Origin of the sequence: Alteromonas lipotrueiana, assembly GCF_019249245.1 — a bacterium.
GTDB classification, from domain to species: domain Bacteria; phylum Pseudomonadota; class Gammaproteobacteria; order Enterobacterales; family Alteromonadaceae; genus Alteromonas; species Alteromonas lipotrueiana.
The window spans coordinates 61,978-85,604 of sequence record NZ_JAESDK010000002.1; the positions used below are offsets into that span (position 1 = coordinate 61,978).

Consider the following 23,627-nt stretch of genomic DNA (forward strand, 5'->3'; position numbering starts at 1 on the left):
AAACAGGCTCCAGCCTCTTGTGATATTACAAACCGTAGTTAGGGAGAAAAAATGGAAGCTTTGGTCAAATTGGTACCGCTGCCGCGTGATTTGTGGGTATATCTGACCATCGACCTGCTACTGGCCCTGGTATTACTGGTGGTGATGAAATGGCTGGCCGGTGTGTTTAAAAAGAGCTCTGTAGCTGATGAACTGGGCGTTAAAGACAATTTTGCATTCGGCATCAGTATTGCCGGCGGCATGTTGTCATTATGTATTGTGTTAGGCTCGGTGGTGGGTCGGCATGTGGGAGAAGGGTTCGAAGCTGCTGCTACGGGAATGATCACCTTCGGTCTTATCGGTATTGTGTTAGTGCAGTTTGGCCGCTATGCCCACGATAAGCTGGTATTGAACCGGGTCGATACCCGCGCGCTTATTAATGATCGCAGTGTCAGTATTGCTTTGGTTGATGCGGCCAGTCTTATCGGTAGCGCCATTATTTTAAGAAGCATGGTGTTATGGGTAGATGGCAGCGATGTTAACGCTCTGATTGCTATTTGCACGGGCTTTACCGTGGTATTAATTATACTGCTGTTTATGACGCGCATTTATGAAGTTCGTTACGCCCGGGATAATCAAAATGACTCGTTTCAGGGGGCCTTGCAAAAAGGTCAGCTGGCTTTAGCTGTTGAGCACGCTGGTAATTTGCTGGGGACTGCGCTTATTGTGGCCTCGGCGCGCCATTTGCTGAATTATCACCCAGACGGCTATGTCAGTAACGTTACAGGCTGGCTAATTGTGAGCGTAGTGCTATCACTGGCTTTATATGTGCTGGTTAACCTAAGTAAAAAGGTTATTTTATGGGGCCTGGATTATCGCCAGGAAGTCGACAAACAACATAATATCGGGGTGGCCTGCTTAGAGTTGTGTCTGGCGGTAGGTATTGCAACTATAGTAAATGGGGTTTTTGAATTTTTATCCTAACCTAAAATTTGGGCGACCAGCTGCGGCGGCAAACGTTCTCTGCAGCCTTTTATCAGGCTTAGCTTATGCGCTTTATTGAGCTGTTTAATCGCATATTCAAGTTGCATAGCACTTTGTTTTGTAGTCAGTTTAAAAGAGAGCCTATAATGCAACGGGGCTTTGCCTTTTAACGCTTTTGCGCCTCCGGCAAGTTCGCCCCGATGTTGTCGCAGTCGCCGATCTAAATCCACCGTTACGCCCGTATACAGTTGCCCTAAGCGGTTTTCGAGGATGTACACATACCACAGAGGTGTAGGGTTATCCTCATTTTGTGCTGAGACTGATATACTCATTATCAACTTTACTTATCTACGTCGAAAAAAACGCCATGATGTTACCAGATTTCAGTAAAACCCGGGTATTGATTGTGGGCGATCTGATGCTTGACCGCTATTGGGGCGGCAGTACCCAGCGCATCTCGCCCGAAGCACCGGTACCGGTGGTTAATGTAAATAGCAGCGAAGATCGGCCGGGTGGGGCCGCTAATGTGGCCATTAACGCCGCTATGCTGGGTGCTAAAGTTAGCTTACTGGGACTGGTTGGTGAAGATGAAAATGCCACAATACTTAAGCAGCGTTTGAAGTCGTTTGATATTGACTGCCAGTTTACCGCTATTGCTGACAAAGAAACCATCACCAAGCTTCGGGTAATGAGCCGTAATCAGCAGCTACTGCGTCTTGATTTTGAACAATCGTTTGCCTTGGTTGATAAATCGTATTTGCTAGAAAAATTTGAAGCGCAACTGCCGCACACCGACGTAGTTATTTTATCTGACTACGCGAAGGGATGCTTAAGTGAACCTCAGCAATTCATCGCTATGGCGCGGGCGCATCAAAAAGTTGTAATAGTTGATCCAAAAGGCACAGATTTTGCGAAGTATCGTGGGGCCTCGTTAATTACACCCAATATGGCCGAGTTTGCTGCGGTAGCAGGAGATGCAGATGACGAAGCTATGCTTACTCAGCAAGCGCAAGATTTAAAGCACGAACTCAGTTTAGAAGCCTTACTTTTAACCCGTTCTGAAGAAGGTATGACGCTTTATCAAAGCTCGCAGGGTGGTTTTCATTTACCTGCCAAGGCTAAAGAAGTGTTTGATGTGACTGGCGCAGGCGACACGGTGGTGTCAACACTTGCGCTGGCGTATGGCTCCGGCTCTTCGTTAGAAGATGCCTGTGTGCTTGCCAATACTGCAGCCAGTATTGTGGTTGGTAAACTAGGCACATCGGCGGTCACCGCCACCGAGCTGGCCCTGGCATTGCAAGAACAACATGGTCATAAAGATACGGGTGTATTAACCGAAGACAAACTGGCTCTGGCACTAACACAAGCAGGAGCGCGTGCCGAAACGGTGGTTATGACTAATGGCTGTTTTGATATTCTACACGCAGGGCATGTGTCTTATTTAGAAGCTGCCGCCAAACTGGGCGACAGGCTGATTGTGGCGGTTAATGACGATGCGTCGGTAAGCCGGTTAAAAGGGCCAGGTCGGCCGGTAAATAATGTTCAGCGCCGTATGGCGGTACTGGCGGGCCTGGGCGCGGTAGACTGGGTAGTGCCGTTTAGCGAAGACACACCGCAGCGCTTAATCGCCAGGTTATTGCCCGACATTTTGGTTAAGGGCGGCGACTATAAAATAGAAGACATTGCCGGTGGACAGGAAGTCATCGCTAACGGCGGGCAGGTAAAAGTACTGCATTTTGAAGAGGGGGTGTCGACCACCGCAATCATTAAACAGATTGTTAATAAAGATTCGCAGTTGTCGTCATCATAAACTATAAATTCTTCACTGCACAAAGGTCGTAGCACAGCGTAAGCGTTTAGGCTAAGCTAGCGTATCTTTTGAGCAGTAAGTCAGATGTTGAAGCGGTATTTTCATGTATGAAAGCTATTACGGACTGGACTCGAAACCATTCCAGTTAACGCCAGATCCAGATTTTTTCTTTGCCAGTCGCTGGCATAAACGTGCTATGTCGTACTTACAGTATGGTTTATCGCAGGCCGAAGGTTTTATTGTCATTACCGGTGACATAGGCACAGGTAAAACCACTATTGCCAATAGTCTGGTTGCCGAAATTGAAGACGACATCATGGTGGCGCACATTGTCACCCCTAAACTTAGTCCTGACGAGCTGGTTAAAATGGTCGCCTCTAAGTTTGGCTTAGAGGTAGCAGGTCAAACCAAAGCGGATATTTTAAAAGCCCTGGAAGTTTACCTGTACGACCTTAGCGCTACAGGCCGCCGGGCCTTGCTGCTGGTGGATGAAGCACAAAACCTGCCTCTGGAAACTATTGAAGAGCTGCGCATGTTGTCGAACTTTCAGGAGTTTGGTAAGCCCCTGTTACAAAGCTTTTTGCTGGGCCAGGAAGAACTGCAGCCTATTTTACGTGCGCCTAACATGGAACAGTTTCGCCAGCGTATTGTGGCCTCGTGCCACCTGGCACCACTGACTTTTGAAGAAACCAAAGAATACATCGAGTTTCGTCTGCATCATGCCGGCTGGAACGGTTCAGCGTTGTTTTCTGAAGAAGCCTATGCCCGTATCCACCACTTTACCCGGGGCGTACCGCGAAAAATTAATACCCTGATGGACCGTATCTTATTATTTGGATATTTAGAAGAGCTGGAAACGCTGGACGAAAAAGCGGTCGATTCGGTTATCAGTGAAGTAAGCGAAGAAATGTTTTTGCCCGAACAAAATGAAGCAGAGCAGGGGGCAGGCGAAGAAGATGAGTACGAGCCTACCGTAGGTATTGATTCGAACCATCGCCCTAAGAAAAAACTGATGACACCCAACGGCAACGAAATTCAGGATGCCGAATACTATAAAGCTATGTTAAGTGAGCTGGTCGATGCCCTTGATGACGCGATAAGCCATAAAATAAAGCTTACTCAATATATAGATAAACTGTTGAAGAAAAAGTATCGCACCTATGTACGATTAAAAGAAGACGATTAATAAAGTTGAATCGACATATTATTGACGCTGGAATAATTTATAGAAACACCGGATTTCATTTTTATTAAAGGTATTAAAATAAATAATAAGTTCAGTTACGGTATGCTCGGGGACAGACTTTATTTAAAAAGAAGGGGAAGGTAATTGTCTATTTGGTGTTTTTTCTAAAATAAATGGGTTAGTTTCAGCCATTAGTTATAAAGTGCGACAATTACTGGATATTTCTAATTGTTTGGTGGCATAATGCAGTTGCTAAAGAAGCTAACGGACGAGCTTTAAATAATAATAACAATAAATCCATATTCCACACATCAGCGAGCTTTTAGCTCGCTTTTTTTTGCCAAAAAAAACGCACCTTTTTATTTCTAAAAAGGTGCATCCATTTGAAACACAATTCCACACATGTTCTTTTGCAAAGACCGACAACCATCCTAATTGCCTTCTTACCAATACAAAAGCAATACCTGTGCCATAAATAGTAATGAGAAGGTACTATAAGTAATCATTAGGTATTAGAGAATAATCAGTGTCTTAGCTGAGTATTCAGGCGGATTGGCCGGACATACATTTGACACTGTAGCCTCAAAAACCTTTTACTGCGGCCAATTTTCCCGAAAGCATTGTAATAATTACACAGACCTTACGGGCTAACCTTAACGATACCTGCGCTTCGGCAGCGCAGTGTAGGCAAAGAGGTACATCGACTGGATTAAAAGAAAACCTGACAGCGGTGACGGCATAGCAGTACTTTGCAAAGTAGTACTTTACAAGGCAGCTATAGCACGCTGGTACGAGGTTGTAGAACAGTGGATGGCAGGGGGTTTAATGTAGCCCATATAGCAGGGTGTCATCGATTGGGCACGTTTACCTTAGACAGCGCACCAAAGCATCAAAGCCTTTTTTTGTATAATAACCAAGGCACAAAAAAGCTCTCCGAAGAGAGCTTTTTTAATATACCTTACAGGTACAACCGCGTTATCTGCCTTTACCAAACAGAACAATTTCGACGGTGCGTATTAAAATAAGGATATCTAATAGCATACTTTGGTGCTTAACGTAATACAGATCAAATTTAAGCTTTTCCATTGAATCTTCAACACTGGCCCCGTATGGGTAGTTAAGCTGGGCCCAACCCGCCAGGCCGGGCTTCACATTATGGCGCTGGTTGTAATAAGGCACTTCGCGCACCAGCTTTTCGACAAACTCAGGGCGTTCCGGGCGCGGGCCGATAAACGACATTTCGCCTTTGAAAACATTGAATAACTGAGGCAGTTCATCAATGCGGTATTTGCGAATAAAGTGACCAATACGCGTTACCCTGTCATCGTTTTTGCTGGCCCATTTGGCCCCATCTTTTTCAGCGTCAGGACGCATGCTTCGAAACTTAATGATGTTAAACAGTTTACCGTTTAAGCCCACACGTTCTTGCTTATAAAACACGGAAGTACTGGTACGCCGGCCATCATCTAACCAGATAATGGTGGCGGTAAGCAACATAAACGGCCAGGCAAATAAAAATATCACGGTGGCTAATACCGCGTTGATGGTGTAGTCCAACGCATCGCGCAGATAATTTTGGCTATGAAAACCATTTGAATAAATTACCCAGCTTGGGTACATCAGATTAACCACAATCTGGCCCGTTTCACGTTCCATAAAGTCAAGTAAATCGGTGACTTCTATGCCTCTTAACCGGCATTCAAACAATACCTCAATGGGTAGCGTGCCCCGGCGCTGGTCACAGGCTATGACAATTTCTTCAATATCATTATCGGAAATAAACTGCTGAAAGTTGTCATCCACTTTAACGTGAATAATTTCTTCCCGCTTTATGCCTTCTTCGCGATTGTCGCCTGGAATAGGTATAAAGCCGACAAGATCAAAGGCGATACGGTCTACATCGCGACGCATCCGTTTTTCGATGATGGAAGCGCGCTCGCCGGCTCCCAGTACCACAATGCGTACTTTGCCTAAGCCCAGCAGACCAAGACGATTGGTAAAGTACCGAAATATAACCAACGTAATGATAATGCTGGCTACCGCAGCCGGTAGGTAATACGGATGCATTGCTAATTCATCAAAAAAGGCTCGACTGATAATTTCGACAAAGAAATAACTTAACCCTACGCTAACAAATATCCGGCGTATTATTCCGCGAAATGTTTCTCTGAGCTTGGCTTCGTATAACCCCACAGACAATGAGCAAAGTAAAATAGAAACGGTTAATAAACCGACGTTAACCGCCAGTTTTTCAATATGTGCTGAATTTGTCAGCTCTAATTGAACCAAAATGAAATGGGTAATGTAACCCATATACGCTATAAGTAATGCCTCTGTAACAACTAATATGTTGGAACGCTTACTTTGATTGTGCTTATTTAAAGCCACACTTGGCCCCCTGATACTGCAACGTCGAAGTACATCATAAACTAATTATTGTAATAGACTACAAATGATGTTGGCATTATAGTGTTATTTACCGTAGGGTAAATTATCTTATTAAAAAAAATTCACCATAACGAGTTTGGGAAGATCTCTTATGTTTAACTCTAAAAGCATTATTCCTGTAGTTCTTGGGGCCGCAGTAACTTTATTATATGGGTGCAGCAGTACTTCCGACTTACCGCAAGCGAAGACTCGTGCATCAAAAACATCTAATGTTGATAATTACCAGTACCTCATTGGTCCTGGTGACGCTCTTAACATTTTTGTTTGGCGCAACCCAGAAATTTCTGGTCAATACACGGTACGTCCCGATGGCAAAGTCACCACGTCGTTGGTTGAAGACATTGAAGTTGCTGGCCGTACGCCTTCAACTTTGGCCCGCCAAATTGAGGAAAAATTATCTACGTTCATCAATAACCCTCGGGTAACTGTAAGCGTAAATAACTTCCAGGGCCCTCTTGCCGAGCAAGTACGGGTTATCGGCGAAGCAGCGAATCCACAGGCCATCAGTTATAAGCAAAACTTAACTTTGCTTGATCTAATGATTGCAGTGGGTGGGTTGACCGAATTTGCCGATGGTAACGGTGCTAAGTTAGTTCGGGTCAAAAATGGCGAGCAACATACTTATAATATCAATATTGACGATCTGATCCGCGACGGCGACATCTCGAAAAACGTCGATATTCTTCCGGGTGATATCATTATTATCCCAGAGGCCTGGTTCTAGCAGTAACGGAACAATTTAAATGCAGGATTTACAACCATCGATTGCGCAGTTCTTTGATTTTCTCAAAGGAATATGGATAAAAAAGCGCATCATAGTTATTTGCTCATGGATAATCTGTCCTATCGGGTTTTTTTATGTAGCGACATTGCCAAACCAGTATGAATCTTCTGCCAAGGTATATGTGGATACCGGCTCTCCGTTAGACCAGGTTCTATCGGGTATCGCTATCAAATCTGATCCTAAAGAAGAAATTAGGATGATGGCCAGGACATTACTTAGCCGGTCCAACCTGGAAACCATTGCAAGAGAAAGCGATCTTGATATTGCTACTACCAGCGACAGTGAGTTTAACGCTCTGGTTTCTGAGCTAAGTGATGAAATTGAGCTTATTTACACCGGCGAAGACAACATCTATGACATTATTTATACCAATGAAGCGCCAAATGCGGCGCAGCGTGTGGTACAGGAAACGTTGGAGTTATTTGTTGAAGGCTCGTTAGGCAATAATCGACGCGACACCGATACAGCCGGTCGCTTTTTAGATGAGCAAATTGCTGATTATGAAAATCGATTGGCAGAAAGTGAACAAAGGCTTGCTGAATTTAAGCGCAAATACAGCGAAATTTTGCCATTATCCGGAACTTATTATGGTTCGTTACAGGCCATGAAAAATTCACTGGAAGCAACCCGGCTAGAGATTCGTCAGACAAAGCAGCAAATAGATGCAATGAAAGCTCAAATCTCTAGCGGCAAAATGTCAGACAGCTTTGGTGTCAGAAACGAAGGCGAAAATGCGTTAAAGACTCGCTATGACGATCGTATTAAGTCGCTTGAAGATCAGCTTGATACTTTGACATTGCGTTATACTGAACAGCATCCTGATGTAGTAGAAACCAAGGCACTATTAGCTAACCTTGAAGAAGCGCGTCAAGAAGAGATACAGCAGTTCTTTAGCGAACAAGGCGATGACACAGGCCAGCCTGTTGGCGAATATAATAGCCAGCTATCGCTTGAAGTCAGTCGTTTGCAAAGCAATATTGCTTCTCTTGAGGTAAAAGAAGACGACCTTGAGAAAAAGATTGCTGATGTTGAATCAAGAATTGATTTGGTTCCGCAAATTGAAGCTGAACAAGCATCGCTTAACCGCGATTATGGTATTACTAAAAAGCGCTACGAAGAATTGTTATCACGTCGCGAATCGTCAGATTTATCTCGTCGCGCCGATGTGTCAGCTGAAGAATTTCAGTTCCGCATCATTGAGCCGCCTATGGTACCTAACAGTCCCTCTGGCCCCCAACGTTTAATGCTTTATACACTAGTGTTACTGGTTGGTTTTGGCGTTGGTATTGGTATAGCGTTCTTGTTAAATCAGGTGGCACCTATACTTGTCAGGGCGAGGCAGCTTAAAGATCTTACCGACTACCCTATTTGGGGCACGGTGACGCATCTTGAGGTAGAGCGAATCTCTAAAGTGAACAAAGGCAGAATTATGGCCTTTACACTAAGTTCACTGGCGATAGTAGTACTTTACGGAGCACTAATGACCGCCGAATTATTAAATGTTAATTTCCAGGGTATGTTGTAATGAGTAATACCATTGAAAAAGCACTGCAGCGTCGCCGTGAGGCGGCGGCTGCAGAAAACGCAAAAAATGAAAAACAACCTACACCTGGTGCCAATACTCCTAAACGCCGAAGTGCAGCACCTGCACGTGGTCCTCAGACGTTGGTAGAACCGTTCGATATTAATATTGAACGGTTAGAGGCTAACGGCCACGTTTCGGTTACTGGCCAGCGTCGGGGTATTAACGAGGAATATCGGGAAATCAAACGTAAGCTGTTAGCAAATGCGTTTGGCCCGTTAGCGTCAACCCTGAAAAACAGCAATATTATTATGGTTACCAGTGGGCGGGCTTCTGAGGGTAAAACCTTTACGGCTACCAATCTGGCGCTAAGTATTGCCGCTGAACAGGACAAAACGGTGCTGCTGGTTGATGCCGACGTGTTAAAACCCAATGTGTTAAACACGTTGGGCCTAGAGCGGCGTCAGGGCATTATGGAATACCTTACCGGTGAGGTAGACGATATCGCCGATGTGTTGTATCCCACCAACATCGATAAGCTTAAAATTGTTCCGGCGGGCCGAACTCACCACTTAAGTACCGAGTTACTGGCCAGCCAGAAAATGCATGAAACCGTAGACGAATTTGCCAATCGTTACCCAGATCGGATAGTTATTATTGATACCCCGCCGTTAATTGGTATTACCGAAAGTGCGGTACTGGCTAATTTTGCTGGTCAGGCCGTGGTGGTAGTTGAAGAGGGCCGTTCTAAACTGTCTGATATTCGTTTAAGTACAGAGCGTCTTAACCCAAACATGGCTATCGGGTTTGTGGTAAACAAAGTAGTGAATAAGGACGCCAACGACCCAGGCTACTATGGATATTACTATGCAGAAGACGAAAAAAAGGCTAATGAAGCATAATTTTGCTGTTTCAAAGTTAGCTGCTTTAACTACGCTATCGCTGGGCACTTCAAGTGCCTTCGCGGGCGATTTAACGTTAGAGCCAAAAGTGAGCTCGCAGGCTATTTTTCAGCAGCTTGAGTCTGGCACGCGAGGTGACCGAGATTTAACCACGCTTCAAATCGAACCTTCGTTACGTGCGTTGTATCACAGTCGTAAAGCAACGGTATCTGTCACCGGTACTGGCACTTACCTGGACCGAGAGTCTCAGGCAGGCAACAACAAAGACAGTTATCTTGAATACAGGTACGATGCAGAGTTTCGGCCAATAGATCGGTTACTTACGTTACAAGCGCGGGGAAGCTCGACTTACCGAAACGCCAATACTAACAATTTTTTGTTATCAGACTTTTTGGTAAATTCAAATGACTTAACACGTACCGAGTCAAATACCTTTAGTGCCATCACTGATCTTAGGCGAGGGGAGTGGGTAGCCGGTTCGGCAACAGCGGCGTATTCAAAAGTCCGAACCGAACAAAACGACTTTGACCAGAACAATAGCCGCCTGAACAACGATACTATTTCGTTGTACGGCACGTTATACAACGGAGACACTGCACGTTCGTACGCCTGGAAGGTGGTTGGTGACTACAGTGATACCGACCGCACATCCTCCACTCAACGTGATTTTGAAAGTTACAATGTTGATGGTTTTGTTGATAAGCAGGTCTACAATAATTGGGCTTTTCGTGTTTCGGCACAAAGCGAATCTCATACGTTTGGCTCATTTACCGATGGAGCGGAGCAGGAACGAGAGTTTGATAGTGTAGGTGCAGGTATTGCCTACCGGCAAAGTGCCTCCCGCTATTTAGCTGTTACGGCCAATAAAGCCAACTCTTCAAATGAAGAAAACGACGGTGATGTGTATCCAAGTATCGAAGTAGACTGGGCATTTACTACGCGCACCAGTTTGTTTGCTCGTTACGGCAAGCGGTTTTACGGAGACGCGGCCACGGTTCGATTTGAGCACGCGGCGAAACGAATCCGTACCTCATTCACCTACTCAGAAGATGTCAGTAATTTTTCTCAACTGTTGTCCAGCGAATCTAATGCGGCAGTATTTGTATGCCCGGGTAGCTTTTTATCAGCATTGTGTTTTCAGCCCTCAGGTCAGGGCTACGACTTACAGGCGGGTGAGCAACTGGTACAGTTAGGCGAAGACAACAACGCGCTTGAAGATGATGTAATTTTACGTAAAAACGGTAAATTACAAATTTCTTATCAGGCGAGCAAGCTGCGGGTGGGGGTATTTGCCCAATACAGCGACGACGATTATCTGGCGCAAAACCGTTTACGAACCACGCAGACGTTTGGCGTAAATGCCGATTACCGTGTGGGAGCGTTCACAAACTTTAATACCGCATTAAGTTTTGCAAATATTGAGCGTTCTCTAGAAGACGGTATATCTGGCGATGGTGACAATACACGCTTTTCTATGGCACTGAGCCGCCAGTTTTCACGCTATTTCAATGTGAATATTGGTTACTCTTATATCGATAGTAGCGGAGATATTCAAACCGGGGTGTTTGGTAACAATTACACCGACCAGCGTATTACGTTGGGTGTAGTGTACCAATACTAGCTAAACAAGCAGGCTACAAAAGAAAAAGACCAGTAGTGCAAACTACTGGTCTTTTTTAGTTTAAGAGTATTATTACCTGCGAGTTGCTGCTAACAAATATGTATTTTTAAAAACTTACTGATGAGTACGAAGCTTTTCTAACCAAGAGGTGTAGCGTACAGCTGTGTTTAAGCTTGCCGGAAGACTAAGTCTTGGCACAGTAAAAGGTTTTTTGTCGGCAATCTCGCGGATAAAATAACCTGGTTCTGAGGTGAGTGCACCAATAAATCCAGCTTCTTGCACTGCTTCTATACCTCTGGTGTCAAAATCTTCATTCATGCCTACCGGATAACAAAAAACGTTTGACGGGTTAGATACATGCGATGCCAGTATATTTTTACTGCGCTCAAGCTCTTCACGAATATCTTCTTTGGTTAACGTGGCCAAAGGGCTATGCGAGCAGGTGTGCGAGCCTATTGTCAGGCCATGAGACTCTAACTCTTTAAGACGAACCCAGTTGGTAGGCGTAAAATGCAGGCTGTTAATGGGGGTATCTGCGCAAAGTACTTCTTTTAATGCCTTTACGAAAGTCTGCCGGGCACTTTTTTCTAAGCGCTTAGCATGCAGCGATAAATAGCGTCTGATATAGCGCCGGTCTGTTAACGACAGCCACTTTTCACCAGGCACACCTAGTTCAGCTGCATTTAAACTGGTTTCTCTGGTAGAGAGCACGGTAGTGGTTATTTGAGCATCCCAAGGCAAGCTTTCACCTTCGACTAAATCTGTAATAACAAACAATGTCGGTTTTGTTTTGTACTTCAGAAGTAGCGGTATGAGTAATTCAGCCTGGTCCTCATAGCCATCATCTACAGTAAAGCAGATATAATTTTTGGCGGGATTAAGCGAAGCCGATGGGCTGAGTAGTTTATCAATACTTATAAACTCACACCCATGACGAGTTAACAGCTGAAGCAAAGCCTCAAGCATTTCTAAATCGACGCCGGTAAGCCCATGTGGGCCGGCGGGGCGGTGTAAGGTAAAAATGCAAACATGCTGACTTAATGCTTTGTTTAGCATCCAGTTCAGCCCGCGATTAAGATAAAGCGAGTGTATCAAGTTAATCTTCCAACTTCTTAATTAACGTCCTGTTGTCGTGACTGACAACTCTGCCTGAAATACCCGGCGCAATCTCTATACGCATAACTACAAAAAAAGCTGCATTTTGCTTTAATCTAATTCTTAAATTGGATGCATCAAACTTTCTGGTTAGCCTTAAATATTATGCTCTGCTAATATTCTGTAGCTACTATTCGCATCCATGCAGTTTTTTTATATGGGCACAATGCGACCTAGCACCAGTACGCTAAAAGAAATTACTGGCTTACGCATCGTTTATTATTACCAAATAAGCTACCATACTCGGCGCAGTAAGCCCACTTTTCCTTTAGTGGTGAAATGCCGTCGAATCTGACTAAAATTTGACGTCAACAGTATAGAAGTAGATCTCATTATTGAGTTCAACACTATAAACACCAAGTGTAATATGCGCACAGATTGCGCTTAAACAGGTTTGAAGTTTGTATGACAAATGTTAATGCGATGACCGTGGACGTAGAAGAATATTTTCAGGTTGAAGCCTTCGCCCAGGATATTTCGGTTAACGAATGGTCCAGTTATGAGTCTCGTTTACATATTCAGATGGAACGGTTGCTTACCACCTTTGCTCAAAATAATGTTAAAGCAACGTTTTTCACATTAGGATGGATAGCCGAAGCGCATCCAGAATTACTTAAAAAATTGGTAAGCGAAGGCCATGAGGTCGCCAGTCATGGGTTTATGCATCAGCATTTGTCCAAACAAAATGCGGATGTATTTTACGAAGATATCACTAAAGCGAAAAAGCTGATTGAAGATATCACCGGAACCGAGGTGAAAGGCTACCGTGCCCCATGTTTTTCTATTAGCGCCGATAACGACTGGGCTCATGATCTAATAGCCAAAGCCGGCTACAAATATAGCTCAAGCAGTTATCCGATTAATCATGACCTTTACGGGGTACCCAAAGCTCCGCGTGATGCGTATCGCTTATCAAATGGCTTACTTGAAATTCCGGTAACCACGGCGACAATAGGAGATAAAATTCTTCCTGCTGGCGGTGGTGGTTATTTTCGTTTATTGCCATTTTGGATGTTTAATTACCTATTCAATAAAGGCCAGAAGGGTCGCATCGGTAACTTTTATACCCATCCGTGGGAGTTTGACCCCGAACAGCCACGAATTGAAAGCAACATGAAGTCGCGTTTCCGTCATCATGTTAACCAGAAAACAGCGATGCAAAAGTTGGCAAAACTTTGTGCCAGCTACAACTGGACGAGTATGGAACAGGCTTACCTGGGTCAGGAGCATCCGGTTCTGGGAGACTGGCCAAGCGTAGCTAACGGCTTGTACACCGCCCCAGCGGTTTAGTTTTCAAAGGGAGCGTTGGCTCCCTTTTTTTGTATCCCTATACATATTTCCGGAAATATGGTCCCCTTTGTCGCGTTGGCGACAGCAACCAGAGGGGCGTAGCTTCGCTCTTCTGGGCTTCTCCGGATTTTGCCCCGGTGGCCCTTACGAAGCGTAAGCCATTTTTGCATTGCCCAGGCAACCCGAACCAGGGCAAACGGCACGTCCTGTGCCGGTTACCCTTGCCTGCAGCTTCCTGCCTTGGCTCTCGGGTTGCTTATCTGTGCATTACAAAAATACGCTTCTATGGGCGGTAAAGACGCTAGGAAGTATTAAGCTAATATGGACATTTGCTTACGAAGAATGAAGAAATCCCCTTAGAGTGAAATTAGCTCAGTGACACAGAAAAATGAGTGCCAGACGAGGGAGGGATCCCGAGTCAGGCCGTGCCGGTGCACGGATGCGCCGTCGCGGTTGGTGGCATTCATCTGTGGCGCTGGGGTAATGCTTTTCACGACAGGGTCGACAGGGGTTTCTAAAGGGGAGGAGAGAATTCCTCCCCTTTAGCTGCTGCCGGCAGCCCGGCGAGATGGTGGGTAAATTTGTTTGGTCCGGTAGGGATTATCCTGAAACTACTGCAATACATTTGATGATTCTTTGGAGGTATCCCTAATCATATTTGATGAAATATAACCGCCTTTGTCGCGTTGGCGACAGTAACCAGAGGGGCGTAGCTTCGCACTTCTGGGCTTTCACTTTTTCCCGCAAGAATACTTTCTAAACTACCGACAGCTTTTCTCTGCTTATCCCTATACATAATTCAGGAAATATAACCCTCTTTGTCGCGTTGGCGACAGCAACCAGAGGGACGGGCGTCGCCCCTCTGGGCTTCTCCGGATTTTCCCCCGCAGGCCCTGACGAAGCGTAAACTATTTTTGCATTGCTCAGGCAACCCGAACCAGGGCAAACGGCACGTCCTGTGCCGGTTACCCTTGCCTGCGACATCCTGTCTTGGCTCTCGGTCTGCTTATCTGTGCACTACAAAAATACGCTTCTATGGGCGGTAAAGACACGAGGAAGTATTAGACTAATATGGTCATTAGCTTACGACGAATAAAAAGATCCCCTTTAGCTGCTGCCGGCAGCCCGGCGTAGTGGTAGGTGATTTTGCTGTGTGCAGCAGGGATTATCCTGAAACTACTGCAATACATTTGCAGATATTTTAGAAATATCCCTAATTATATTTGGGGAAATATAACCACCTCTGTCGCGTTGGCGACAGCAACCAGAGGGACGGGCGTCTCCCCTCTGGGCATCTCCGGATTTTTCCCCGCTGGCCCTTACGAAGCGTAAGCCATTTTTGCATTGCACAGGCAACCCGAACCAGGGCAAACGGCACGTCCTGTGCCGGTTACCCTTGCCTGCGACTTCCTGTCTTGGCTCCCGGGTTTGCTTATCTGGGCCCTGCAAAAATACACTTCTAGGGGCGAAATAGCGCCGAGGATGTTGCCAATTCGGTTCAAATTCTACTTACGAAGAATGAAGAAATCCCCTTAGAGTGAAATTAGCACAGTGACACAGAAAAATGAGTGCCAGACGAGGGAGGGATCCCGAGTCAGGCCGTGCCGGTGCACGGATGCGCCGTCGCGGTTGGTGGCATTCATCTGTGGCGCTGGGGTAATGCTTTTCACGACAGGGTCGACAGGGGTTTCTAAAGGGGAGGAGAGAATTCCTCCCCTTTAGCTGCTGCCGGCAGCCCGGCGCGGAGGTGGGTAATTTCGCTGGGTCAGCAGGGATTATACTGAAACGACTACAATACATTTGATGATATTTTGGAAATATCCCTAATTATATTTGATGAAATATAACCGCCTTTGTCGCGTTGGCGACAGCAACCAGAGGGACGGGCGTCGTCCCTCTGGGCTTCCCCCTTTAGCTGCTGCCGGCAGCCCGGCGCGGTGGTGGGTAATTTCGCTGGGTCCGCAGGGAGTGTCTTAATAATTCTATAGAGGTATCAGCACATACCTGAATACATTTTGAATACGCTTCTATAAGCCGAAGAAATACAAGGCTGTAGCAAGCCTACGGCTAGCCACTGTTCCGTTTAAGCCATAACTCAGTAAACAACCGGTCTTTTGCATTTAATCCAAAAGAGCCTTTAAGCAACACGCCGCTATGGTTACTAAATGTATTCCCCCAGTCCTGCTTGTAACTTTCTTCGCCTCGTAAAAAATCGATGGTATCTAACTGCATGGTGGGTAGCTGCTGAATGATTTCGTGTAGCAAGATAATGCCAGGGGATAAAGAGCGCTGCTCGTCGGTAGTAACCGGAACATAATAATAGAGGGTATTTTGTTGTTTAAAACCTAAATGCGCGGCCAGATAGTCACCATCTTTTTTAATATACGCCAGATGCAGGTGGGCGCGGTAGTGTTTAAACAGTGCCAGCACGCTCTCGCGGTGCTTTTGGTCGGTAAGGCTATTACTGCCATGGCGCTGGGCACTTCTGTCTAAAATCCAGAGGATTAGTGACTCGTCAAACGCGGCATCAGCATTTACTTCAATATGTCCGGTTTGCTCAAGTTTGCGCTTTCGGCGGCGCGCCTCACGGGCAACTTTGGCTTTTACCGGTGCACCATTAAGCCGGTATAACGTGTGCTGCCAGGGCTGGCATTCATTTGCCCCGGCGCTGCAAAGTGCTTCATGAAATACCGGGGCGGGATAGGGTACATACCAGGATAATTGCTTAAGCGGTGATGTGCTGGTTTTTATATGCTCGTGCATTGCAGTAAAAACAGACGCGGTGTGCGCGTCATCGGTACATAAAAGGTGCTGATAATCGGTAAAACGCTGACAAAGGTGGGTAACTACGCGGGTGTTAAATCGTTTAGATAACCTCTTTGTAGTAAGGGGTAACACTGCAATGCACTCATTTTGTTCCCAGGCGCTGAGCACGTACACATCGTCCTGAGCCTGGAAACTCGCCTGGTGCTCACACCATTCATAACTGATAAAAGCAGTGGCAGAGGCATGTTGTTCCAGACTCTGCCAATGCGGTTTTAATGTTTTAAAGCCGCTCAGACCGGTATCAAGCTGAATACGCATCAGGGTAGCTGACTTGAAACAAAAGGCCCTATTTTTCGGGTCACCCATACCGGCAAACGTTGCCACACACCAATTGCCAGTTTAAATTTTGGATTGTCCGGGTTCAATGATTCGCCGGCCGGGTCCTGGCTAAATTGATACCAGTAATGTTGATGGGGTTCAGCGCCCCATTGTTTTTTAAACCGATAAGTACCAGCATCCTGGGTGGAGCGCCCAAAGTCGAACCAATGCATGCCTTTTGAAATAGCGAATTTAAGCATATTGTCGTAAAGCCACATATTCATGTTCATTTTGTTGGCTTCACGAACGGTAGAGGCCCACGGAATTTCCATCATATTTTGATGACGTAGCAAAAAACCGGTAGCAACAGGTTGGTTGTCAACATAGGCCATCGCGATGTAAGTATGTTCGGGTAACTTCTCAAGTAACAGTGCAAAAAAATCGCGGCTGTTCACCGGCGTACCTAAATCGCGCATGTTTCGGGCAAAAACATCATAGAAATCGTCAAGCAGTTCTTTGCCACCGACTTTAAAGCGTGGGCGGTAAGGTTCTGCTTTTTTAACCTGCGCGCGAATTTTTGCTCCAATCTCGTCATCAAATATTTCGGCTGAATCGGGCAATGCCCGCAGCATCGACACCTTTTTAGTTGAGGCCGAGTGCGATGATTTATGCAAAGTACGCACTTCAATATACTTGAGTGAGCCTTTTTCGCCTTCTTCTTTGGCCACACCCAGCAGTGCATCAAAAACATTTGAAAAACGTGTTACCGGCCCACCGTAGTTGAAAAACGGCATCGACACAGCAAAGTCACCTAATAGCGGTGTAGTCATAAACACCAGCGGCATGCCGCCAATAATGTTATCTGAAGCATCGCGAGCAATGAGTATTTCGGCGGTAACATGGGGCTGAGATGTTAAAAACTCCCACACCGGCCGGCTATGATAGGCAGAAGCACGGGGTTCTTTAGCGACAAAATTCCACCACGGATCTAAGTTCGCCGTATCTGCGGTTCGGGTGATGCTAAAGTCGCGATTAAAGCTTTCTTCGTGGGGTGCAAATTGTTTAGGTAAAACCCGTTTTGGAGTTTTGGCGCCATCATCATTATTTTGGGCCTTGAGTAACTTTTTTTGCTGAGCCTCAAGCGCTTTTACATCGGCGCTAACCTGTTGCATTTGTTCAATAAGGGCCGAATGCTCGGCGCTGCCCGTTTCAACACTTTTAAATTGCCGGGCAATTTTACCCTTACTGGCTTTTAACTTTTTTAATTCCGCTTTTACCGCTTCTGGTTCCATCGTGTTTTGCTTACTCATAAATCAGGCCGCAGGCTTGGAGGCAAGCCATTGGCGATGCGCATCAATGATATGAATCATTTGCTGTACATGTTTGGGTTTAACCCCTTTATGAAGAGGTAGAGTGAGTAGCCCGTCTGCTAATTGCTGGCAAACCGGCGTACTAAAAGGGGTTTGAACTAATGCTTTTACGCCCTCGATGCTTGCAAGCGAACGGGCATACATAGGCGATGCGCCTAATCCAGCCCGGTTTAGCTGCGCTACTAATGCATCGCGGTTTTCTTTTGAATGGGCAATAAGTGGAAATCGCAATAACCGTTTATGCGAAGCCTGTTCGGGCCACAGTACCGGTGCAGCCTGCAATAGCTGTTGCTGAATCTCACAATGACCCCGTAAATAGGCCAATACAGCTGCTGTCATGCCTTGCTGACGAACCCCCGAAAGTGACTCAACCGTGGTTAGTGGATGATATTCAGTTGCGCCAAGGTTAAGGCCTGGGGCCCGGGTTAACGCGCCGTATAAAAATGGGTGGCACAGCATATTAAATGCCTGAGATTTAAATCGTAACTGCGTACTGCTTTCTGACTGAGCGTTAAGATGTAACTTAAAATCGTTCACACGCTCATTATTCCAGGCCAGCATGCCACCACCTAACAGATTAACGGGTTTACCACGCCCAAATGAAGTGATAAAAAAGTCGGCCTGGTGCGTGTTTTCGGGTAATTTGTATTTTTCAAGACTGATCCGGCGGCAATTAATCTCGGTCTCAGGGAACCACTGCGCGTTATCTTCTATAATCAGGGTTTGCTGGCCCACACTGTCGCGCAGAGGTTGTAGCGGCATACTAATACCAAACAGGGCGGGGCAAATTATGGCATCAATTGCGCTGCCTAATTCTGCAATCTGCGTCTGATTGTACTGGTAAGAATCTGCCTCCAGGTCAACAATAACTGGCGTTGCATTGGCATAAACGCAGGCCGCCACTAAATCGGGACAAGCGTAACCCGGGATAACCACCGTAAAACGGGCGTCGCCAGAGCGCTGCTGAACTGCCCAGCGTAAAATAGCGCCAAGCGCCGCGGTGCCAGAGTTAACCAACGTATAGTCAAAGCCCACAAAATTCAGTGGGCTTGCTGCATAATCGGCAGACCACGACAACGCTTTGGTCCCTACCGGAGGAAGTTGGTTCCAGCTCATCGCGCTGATGGCTGCCAAACAGTCATGCGCTTACCTGATAAAAACTGAATGCCAGCATCTAGCAGGGCAATGTTTACCTGAGTGAAAAAATAAATAATTTTCGCCCATGATCTATTGCGTAGCGATTCTGACCAGTGCGCTGCTATGGCAATACCATAAAAGGCCAGCTGCGCCAAATACGCCAGAACATAAAACCCGCCTTCTTCCATCATACAAAACGGAGTGACGATAAACAGCGCGGCCAATGTCCACGGCACGGTCCAGCGCATTAGCTTGTGAGCAAATACCTGGTACGAAAACAAACCAAATTTACCCGGGTTCAATACCTCGGTGTGTCGCTCCAGGGCGGTCATACCACGTATTACTGTGCGAATTTTGCGCGCATATTCTTTGCTGGGGTCGGCAAGGTCGGTATAAAAACCCAATACATCAGGGGCAGTGACCGCTTTATAACCGGCTTGTACACAATTTAGCGCGGTATTAAAATCGCTGGGCGAATGAATGTCCCATTGCTCGCAAACTTCTACCCGGGCGGCAAAAAATGAACCGCTAAGGCCCACCAGCCCTGCCAGCTTAGACTCCTGGTTACGCAACCACATTTCGTATTTAACATACGCGCCTTCGCCAGCAACACTGCCATCTTTACTGACAAAGCGGTCTTCGCTTGAAATTGCGCCAACCTCGGGGTCGTCAAAATAGCGAGCCAACTTTAAAATACCGTCAGATTCAATACGGGTGGCCACATCAGAAAACACAATAATGCCGTAGTCTACGGTTTTAATTGCCGCTAACTGCGCATTTTCTTTTCCTAAGCGTTCTTGCGCCCGCACTAAGCGTACATTGCGGTCGGCGTAAGATTTCACTATTTCGTCGGTATTGTCGGTAGAGCTGTCTGATGCTACTACCAGCTTAAGTTTACCTTCGGGGTATTCAAGCTCTAACGAGTTTTCAATTTTGTCTTCAATCCGCTTTTCTTCATTATAAGCGGTGACAATAAGGGTAATGTCAGGGTATTCCTCGGGTTCTGACTCTGAAGCTGGCACATGATTACGCGCTTTGAACTTGTTCAGTAAAAGCAGGGTAAAAGGGTAAATAAAATAACTAAATACGGAAAGTAGTAAAAATAACCAGAATAAAAACGTCATATCCATTGTTTTAGTGGCTGCTCATGTTGTTGTTACTTTACAGAGAATCTCTGCCGAAGTACAAACATCCTGACGGGTTTCGATAAACCACGTGATTACTTTGTTCAAGATGCTTGAGTTGCACTAATATACGTAAAGAGTAAGATATGGCTCATCAAAATTAAGATAATTTTTAATGACTATCTGACAATATCTCTCATGCACAAATATGAGTTTTGTTAGCATTCCGGTAGAGTGACGATAGCGCCTTTGTAGTAACAGGAAACCGAAGTAAATATGGACAAATCAGGTTTAGTATCGTCAGTCAGCTGGAAAGTGCTGGCTGTTATTGTGGTCGCACTGGTTGTAACCGGGCTGGCCATCCCCGACACCTACCATACTCTGCATCAGTTATGGACCAAAAATAACGAAACCTACTCGCACGGTTATATCCTGTTAGGCTTTGCTATTTATGTATTGGTTACCGATTTTCGCTGGCAACATTTTTCCCCCTCATTTTTGTATGCCCCTTTAGCGTTAGCAGCCGGTCTGGTGTGGCTGGCAGCCGAGGCGGTGCAGATAATGCTCATTCAAACCCTGGTGTTGCCAGGGGTGTTTTGGTGTTTACTTGCTTCAATGGTTGGGTTTAAAAATAGCCTGAAGACGCTGGTGCCCGTGTTGTCTTTGTATCTGGCTCTGCCGGTAATGGACATTTTGGTGGTGCCGCTACAAAACCTGACTACCTGGGTAAATACTCGTTTAATTCAGGCGATAGGCATTACAGCTTATATCGAAACCTACAACATACACATGCCCTACGGCATTATGCGCATTGCCCATGGCTGCGCAGGTTTAAACTATTTATTAGCCGGGATGAGCCTGGGTATTTTTTATTCTTATTTAAATTTGCAGCGCTTGTCGCTGCAAATACGTGCCGTGGCGGTCATTCTTGTATTGTCGTTAGTGGGCAACTGGATTCGTGTTTTTGGCCTGATAATGATTGGCTATGAAAGCAAAATGCAAAGCGAGTTGGTGTACGATCACGGTTTTTTTGGTTGGATAATTTTTGCGATACTGGCGGTGGGTTTCTTTTTCTACGCAAAACGTCTTGAAGCTAAAGATGGTGAATTTGTAAGCAGTGGTCGTAAGCCCTCACTACCACTTTCAGCCAAGATGATTTCAGCTGTGGTGGTTACTTTGGTAGCTTTTTGGATAGTGCCGGTAAGCTGGCAGATGCTTAATAATAAAGTATCTGCAGAGGCTGTTGAGGTTAGTTTACCCGAGTCATTGTCTATGCTTAAGGCCACCAATGTGTCTTTGAATCGGCTAGGTGCAACTTACGAAGGCAATGACACTCATGCGGTTTACAGTGGTCGCGTGAACAATTACCGTTTAAATGTATTTGTGGCGTCTTATCGCACGCAAAAACAGGGTAAAGAGTTGATTTACTATGCAAATAAACCCGCTAACCGCCTACGCGAAAAAGGCACAGTGGAGGTTCAAGGTACACGTTTGAATGTCGCCAGTCCGGCGGCCTCGCAGCGTGTATTCTGGCTGTATAAAGTGGGTAATAGCATTACCCTTACCGATATGCAGACAAAACTGGCACAGCTGACTCATTTACTAGATACGCCGGTAGTCAGTGTTATGGCGGTTCAGGTAAATTGCCAGCGCCAGTGCCCCGATAACAATCAACTTAAGCAAGACCTGATGCCGCAATTACAGGCCATAGCTAATATCGAGGTTCGGTAATGAGTGGCCCCGCAGTAAAAAACACAACAATGAAAATTATGCACATTGCTTCTGGCGATAAATGGGCCGGGGCAGAAGTTCAGGTATGGACGTTGTGCGCCGAACTGGTAAAACAGGGACATCAGGTTAGTGCAATTTTACTCAACCCTGGGCGCCTGGCTGAGCAACTGGCAAAAGCGGGCGTAATCACCACGGTACTTAGTGAAAATCAGTTCAATTTTACTAAGCTGCTAAAAAAGATAAAGCTGGAGCTACGCCGAACCCAGCCCGATGTTGTGCATACACATCGGCAAAAAGAAAACATACTGGGTTCGCTGGCAAACCGCTTAACAATCAACACAAAGTGTTTTCGCACCGTGCATGGTGCCCCCGAGTTTGCCCCCAGCGCAAAACAACGCGTACAAATAACACTCGATCGCTATTGCGGTCGCTATTTACAGCATGGTGTTATTAGTGTGGCTGACGAGCTTACGCAAAAGCTGACTAAAATGTATCCGGCTTCGCATATACATACTATTGCCAACGGCATCAGCGCCGAAGCTGTACAACAAGACGCTGCGTCGCAACAGGTAAATGCGCTGCCAACAAACGTGCGTCATATCGGTTTTGTGGGACGTATAGAGCCGGTAAAGCGTGTAGATTTGTTTTTACAGACAGCAAAGCTATTGCTTAGCGAAAATAAGCATAAGGTTCATTTTCATTTATTTGGTGACGGACGCTTAAAGCCAGATTTTGAACAGTGGGTACAGGCCGAAAATCTTGAACAGCACATTACCTTTTATGGCCATACTGACAGTATCAGAGGCTGGATAAAGCAAATGGATATGCTGCTGATGCCTTCTGACCATGAAGGGCTGCCAATGACAGCACTAGAAAGCCTGGCACTGGGAACGCCAATGGTTGCACACGCCACCGGCGGGCTGGTTCCGCTGCTAAATGCTGCGCACTGCGACGGGCTGGTAAGCAACCACACTGCACAAGCTTATGCTAATAAAGTAAACCAAATGCTAAGCTCGCCAGGGCAGGTTGTTTTACCCGGCGAGTACGATGCAGCGCACAATGCGCAAAATATTTTGGCGTTGTATCGGCGATAGGTACTTAATAGACGTTGCCTTCCAGTTATTATGTTTAAAACGCGACGGTATGCGAAGTGGCCGTAAACAATAAAACAGGTGGTATTTACCTATACACTGACACGCTGGCCATACAACGAATTGATCAAGGCTATATGTATTCCAGTTAATGCATCCGGTGTTAGAGAAAGTTCCAACATAATAGTACTAATCCATTCTAAAACCTTCCAATCGTCGATGCTGTCGTACCCAGGCCGCATCTAACTTAAAAGTTAGTCAGCAGAAATTTCCGTTCTTCGATAGAAATTTGAGCGGTTATCGTAAATTCAAATTTGCAAACGCATTTAAAAACTTTTGGCGCCTGGCGATTAATAGAAAAACGTAGCAGTGATGAGGGTGAGGTGTGACTAGTTTCGTATTGACTACC

General features: G+C 45.9%; 17 protein-coding genes. 10 read left to right on the top strand and 7 right to left on the bottom strand.

Annotated elements, in window-relative coordinates:
• Nucleotides 1-51: 51 nt before the first annotated feature.
• Entirely contained in the window at nt 52-963 is a 912-nt protein-coding gene (locus JK130_RS01985) for a DUF350 domain-containing protein (protein ID WP_218352540.1), read from the top strand.
• Here JK130_RS01985 and JK130_RS01990 read toward each other — a convergent pair.
• Nucleotides 960-1,295, bottom strand: a complete 336-nt coding sequence (locus JK130_RS01990) for a GIY-YIG nuclease family protein (protein ID WP_218352541.1) — start codon at nt 1,293-1,295, stop codon at nt 960-962. The two genes, JK130_RS01985 and JK130_RS01990, sit on opposite strands and share 4 nt — an antisense overlap.
• A 35-nt stretch (nt 1,296-1,330) precedes the next feature.
• Between JK130_RS01990 and hldE the strand changes: the two genes are divergently transcribed.
• Together hldE and JK130_RS02000 are read left to right on the top strand one after the other, a co-directional pair.
• Nucleotides 1,331-2,773, top strand: coding sequence for a bifunctional D-glycero-beta-D-manno-heptose-7-phosphate kinase/D-glycero-beta-D-manno-heptose 1-phosphate adenylyltransferase HldE (gene hldE, locus JK130_RS01995; protein ID WP_218352542.1), 1,443 nt, complete (start codon nt 1,331-1,333; stop codon nt 2,771-2,773).
• Between the two features lie 103 nt (nt 2,774-2,876).
• On the top strand, nt 2,877-3,959 hold the full coding sequence (locus JK130_RS02000; RefSeq protein ID WP_218352543.1) for an XrtA/PEP-CTERM system-associated ATPase: 1,083 nt from the start codon (nt 2,877-2,879) through the stop codon (nt 3,957-3,959).
• Between the two features lie 975 nt (nt 3,960-4,934).
• On the opposite strand, the gene JK130_RS02005 is transcribed toward JK130_RS02000, so the two are convergent.
• Nucleotides 4,935-6,347, bottom strand: coding sequence for a TIGR03013 family XrtA/PEP-CTERM system glycosyltransferase (locus JK130_RS02005; protein ID WP_218352544.1), 1,413 nt, complete (start codon nt 6,345-6,347; stop codon nt 4,935-4,937).
• A gap of 151 nt (nt 6,348-6,498) precedes the next feature.
• On the opposite strand from JK130_RS02005, the gene JK130_RS02010 reads away from it, so the two are divergent.
• The 4 genes from JK130_RS02010 to JK130_RS02025 are packed head-to-tail and all read left to right on the top strand — an operon-like array spanning nt 6,499 to nt 11,236.
• Nucleotides 6,499-7,131 carry an XrtA/PEP-CTERM system exopolysaccharide export protein gene (locus JK130_RS02010; protein ID WP_218352545.1) on the top strand — a complete coding sequence of 211 codons (633 nt, stop codon included), beginning with the start codon at nt 6,499-6,501 and terminating at the stop codon, nt 7,129-7,131.
• 19 nt (nt 7,132-7,150) lie between these two features.
• On the top strand, nt 7,151-8,716 hold the full coding sequence (locus JK130_RS02015) for an XrtA system polysaccharide chain length determinant (RefSeq protein ID WP_218352546.1): 1,566 nt from the start codon (nt 7,151-7,153) through the stop codon (nt 8,714-8,716).
• Complete coding sequence (locus JK130_RS02020; RefSeq protein ID WP_218352547.1) at nt 8,716-9,615, top strand: XrtA-associated tyrosine autokinase; 900 nt, start codon at nt 8,716-8,718, stop codon at nt 9,613-9,615. Before JK130_RS02015 ends, JK130_RS02020 begins: the two co-directional genes overlap by 1 nt.
• A complete protein-coding gene (locus JK130_RS02025; protein WP_218352548.1) occupies nt 9,581-11,236 on the top strand; it encodes a porin family protein in 1,656 nt (551 codons plus the stop codon). The genes JK130_RS02020 and JK130_RS02025 overlap by 35 nt, the downstream gene beginning before the upstream one ends.
• Before the next feature lie 114 nt (nt 11,237-11,350).
• Here JK130_RS02025 and JK130_RS02030 read toward each other — a convergent pair whose 3' ends face one another.
• Nucleotides 11,351-12,331, bottom strand: coding sequence for a polysaccharide deacetylase family protein (locus JK130_RS02030; RefSeq protein WP_218352549.1), 981 nt, complete (start codon nt 12,329-12,331; stop codon nt 11,351-11,353).
• Nucleotides 12,332-12,796: 465 nt separating this feature from the next.
• Between JK130_RS02030 and JK130_RS02035 the strand changes: the two genes are divergently transcribed.
• Nucleotides 12,797-13,681, top strand: a complete 885-nt coding sequence (locus JK130_RS02035; protein ID WP_218352550.1) for an XrtA system polysaccharide deacetylase — start codon at nt 12,797-12,799, stop codon at nt 13,679-13,681.
• Between the two features lie 2,067 nt (nt 13,682-15,748).
• Here the strand turns inward: JK130_RS02035 and JK130_RS02040 are convergent.
• From JK130_RS02040 to JK130_RS02055, 4 genes are read right to left on the bottom strand one after another with little or no spacing between them, the layout of a single operon-like run.
• Nucleotides 15,749-16,765 carry a GNAT family N-acetyltransferase gene (locus JK130_RS02040; protein ID WP_218352551.1) on the bottom strand — a complete coding sequence of 339 codons (1,017 nt, stop codon included), beginning with the start codon at nt 16,763-16,765 and terminating at the stop codon, nt 15,749-15,751.
• Nucleotides 16,765-18,075 (bottom strand): FemAB family XrtA/PEP-CTERM system-associated protein, encoded by a 1,311-nt coding sequence (locus JK130_RS02045; RefSeq protein ID WP_218352552.1) that lies wholly within the window; start codon nt 18,073-18,075, stop codon nt 16,765-16,767. The genes JK130_RS02040 and JK130_RS02045 overlap by 1 nt, the downstream gene beginning before the upstream one ends.
• Nucleotides 18,076-18,078: 3 nt before the next feature.
• Nucleotides 18,079-19,269, bottom strand: a complete 1,191-nt coding sequence (locus JK130_RS02050; protein WP_218352553.1) for a DegT/DnrJ/EryC1/StrS family aminotransferase — start codon at nt 19,267-19,269, stop codon at nt 18,079-18,081.
• Nucleotides 19,248-20,402, bottom strand: a complete 1,155-nt coding sequence (locus JK130_RS02055) for a glycosyltransferase family 2 protein (protein WP_218352554.1) — start codon at nt 20,400-20,402, stop codon at nt 19,248-19,250. Before JK130_RS02055 ends, JK130_RS02050 begins: the two co-directional genes overlap by 22 nt.
• Nucleotides 20,403-20,672: 270 nt before the next feature.
• Between JK130_RS02055 and xrt the strand changes: the two genes are divergently transcribed.
• Together xrt and JK130_RS02065 are read left to right on the top strand one after the other, a co-directional pair.
• Nucleotides 20,673-22,127 carry an exosortase gene (gene xrt, locus JK130_RS02060; RefSeq protein ID WP_218352555.1) on the top strand — a complete coding sequence of 485 codons (1,455 nt, stop codon included), beginning with the start codon at nt 20,673-20,675 and terminating at the stop codon, nt 22,125-22,127.
• Nucleotides 22,127-23,221, top strand: coding sequence for a glycosyltransferase (locus JK130_RS02065; RefSeq protein WP_218352556.1), 1,095 nt, complete (start codon nt 22,127-22,129; stop codon nt 23,219-23,221). Before xrt ends, JK130_RS02065 begins: the two co-directional genes overlap by 1 nt.
• Nucleotides 23,222-23,627 lie beyond the last annotated feature (406 nt).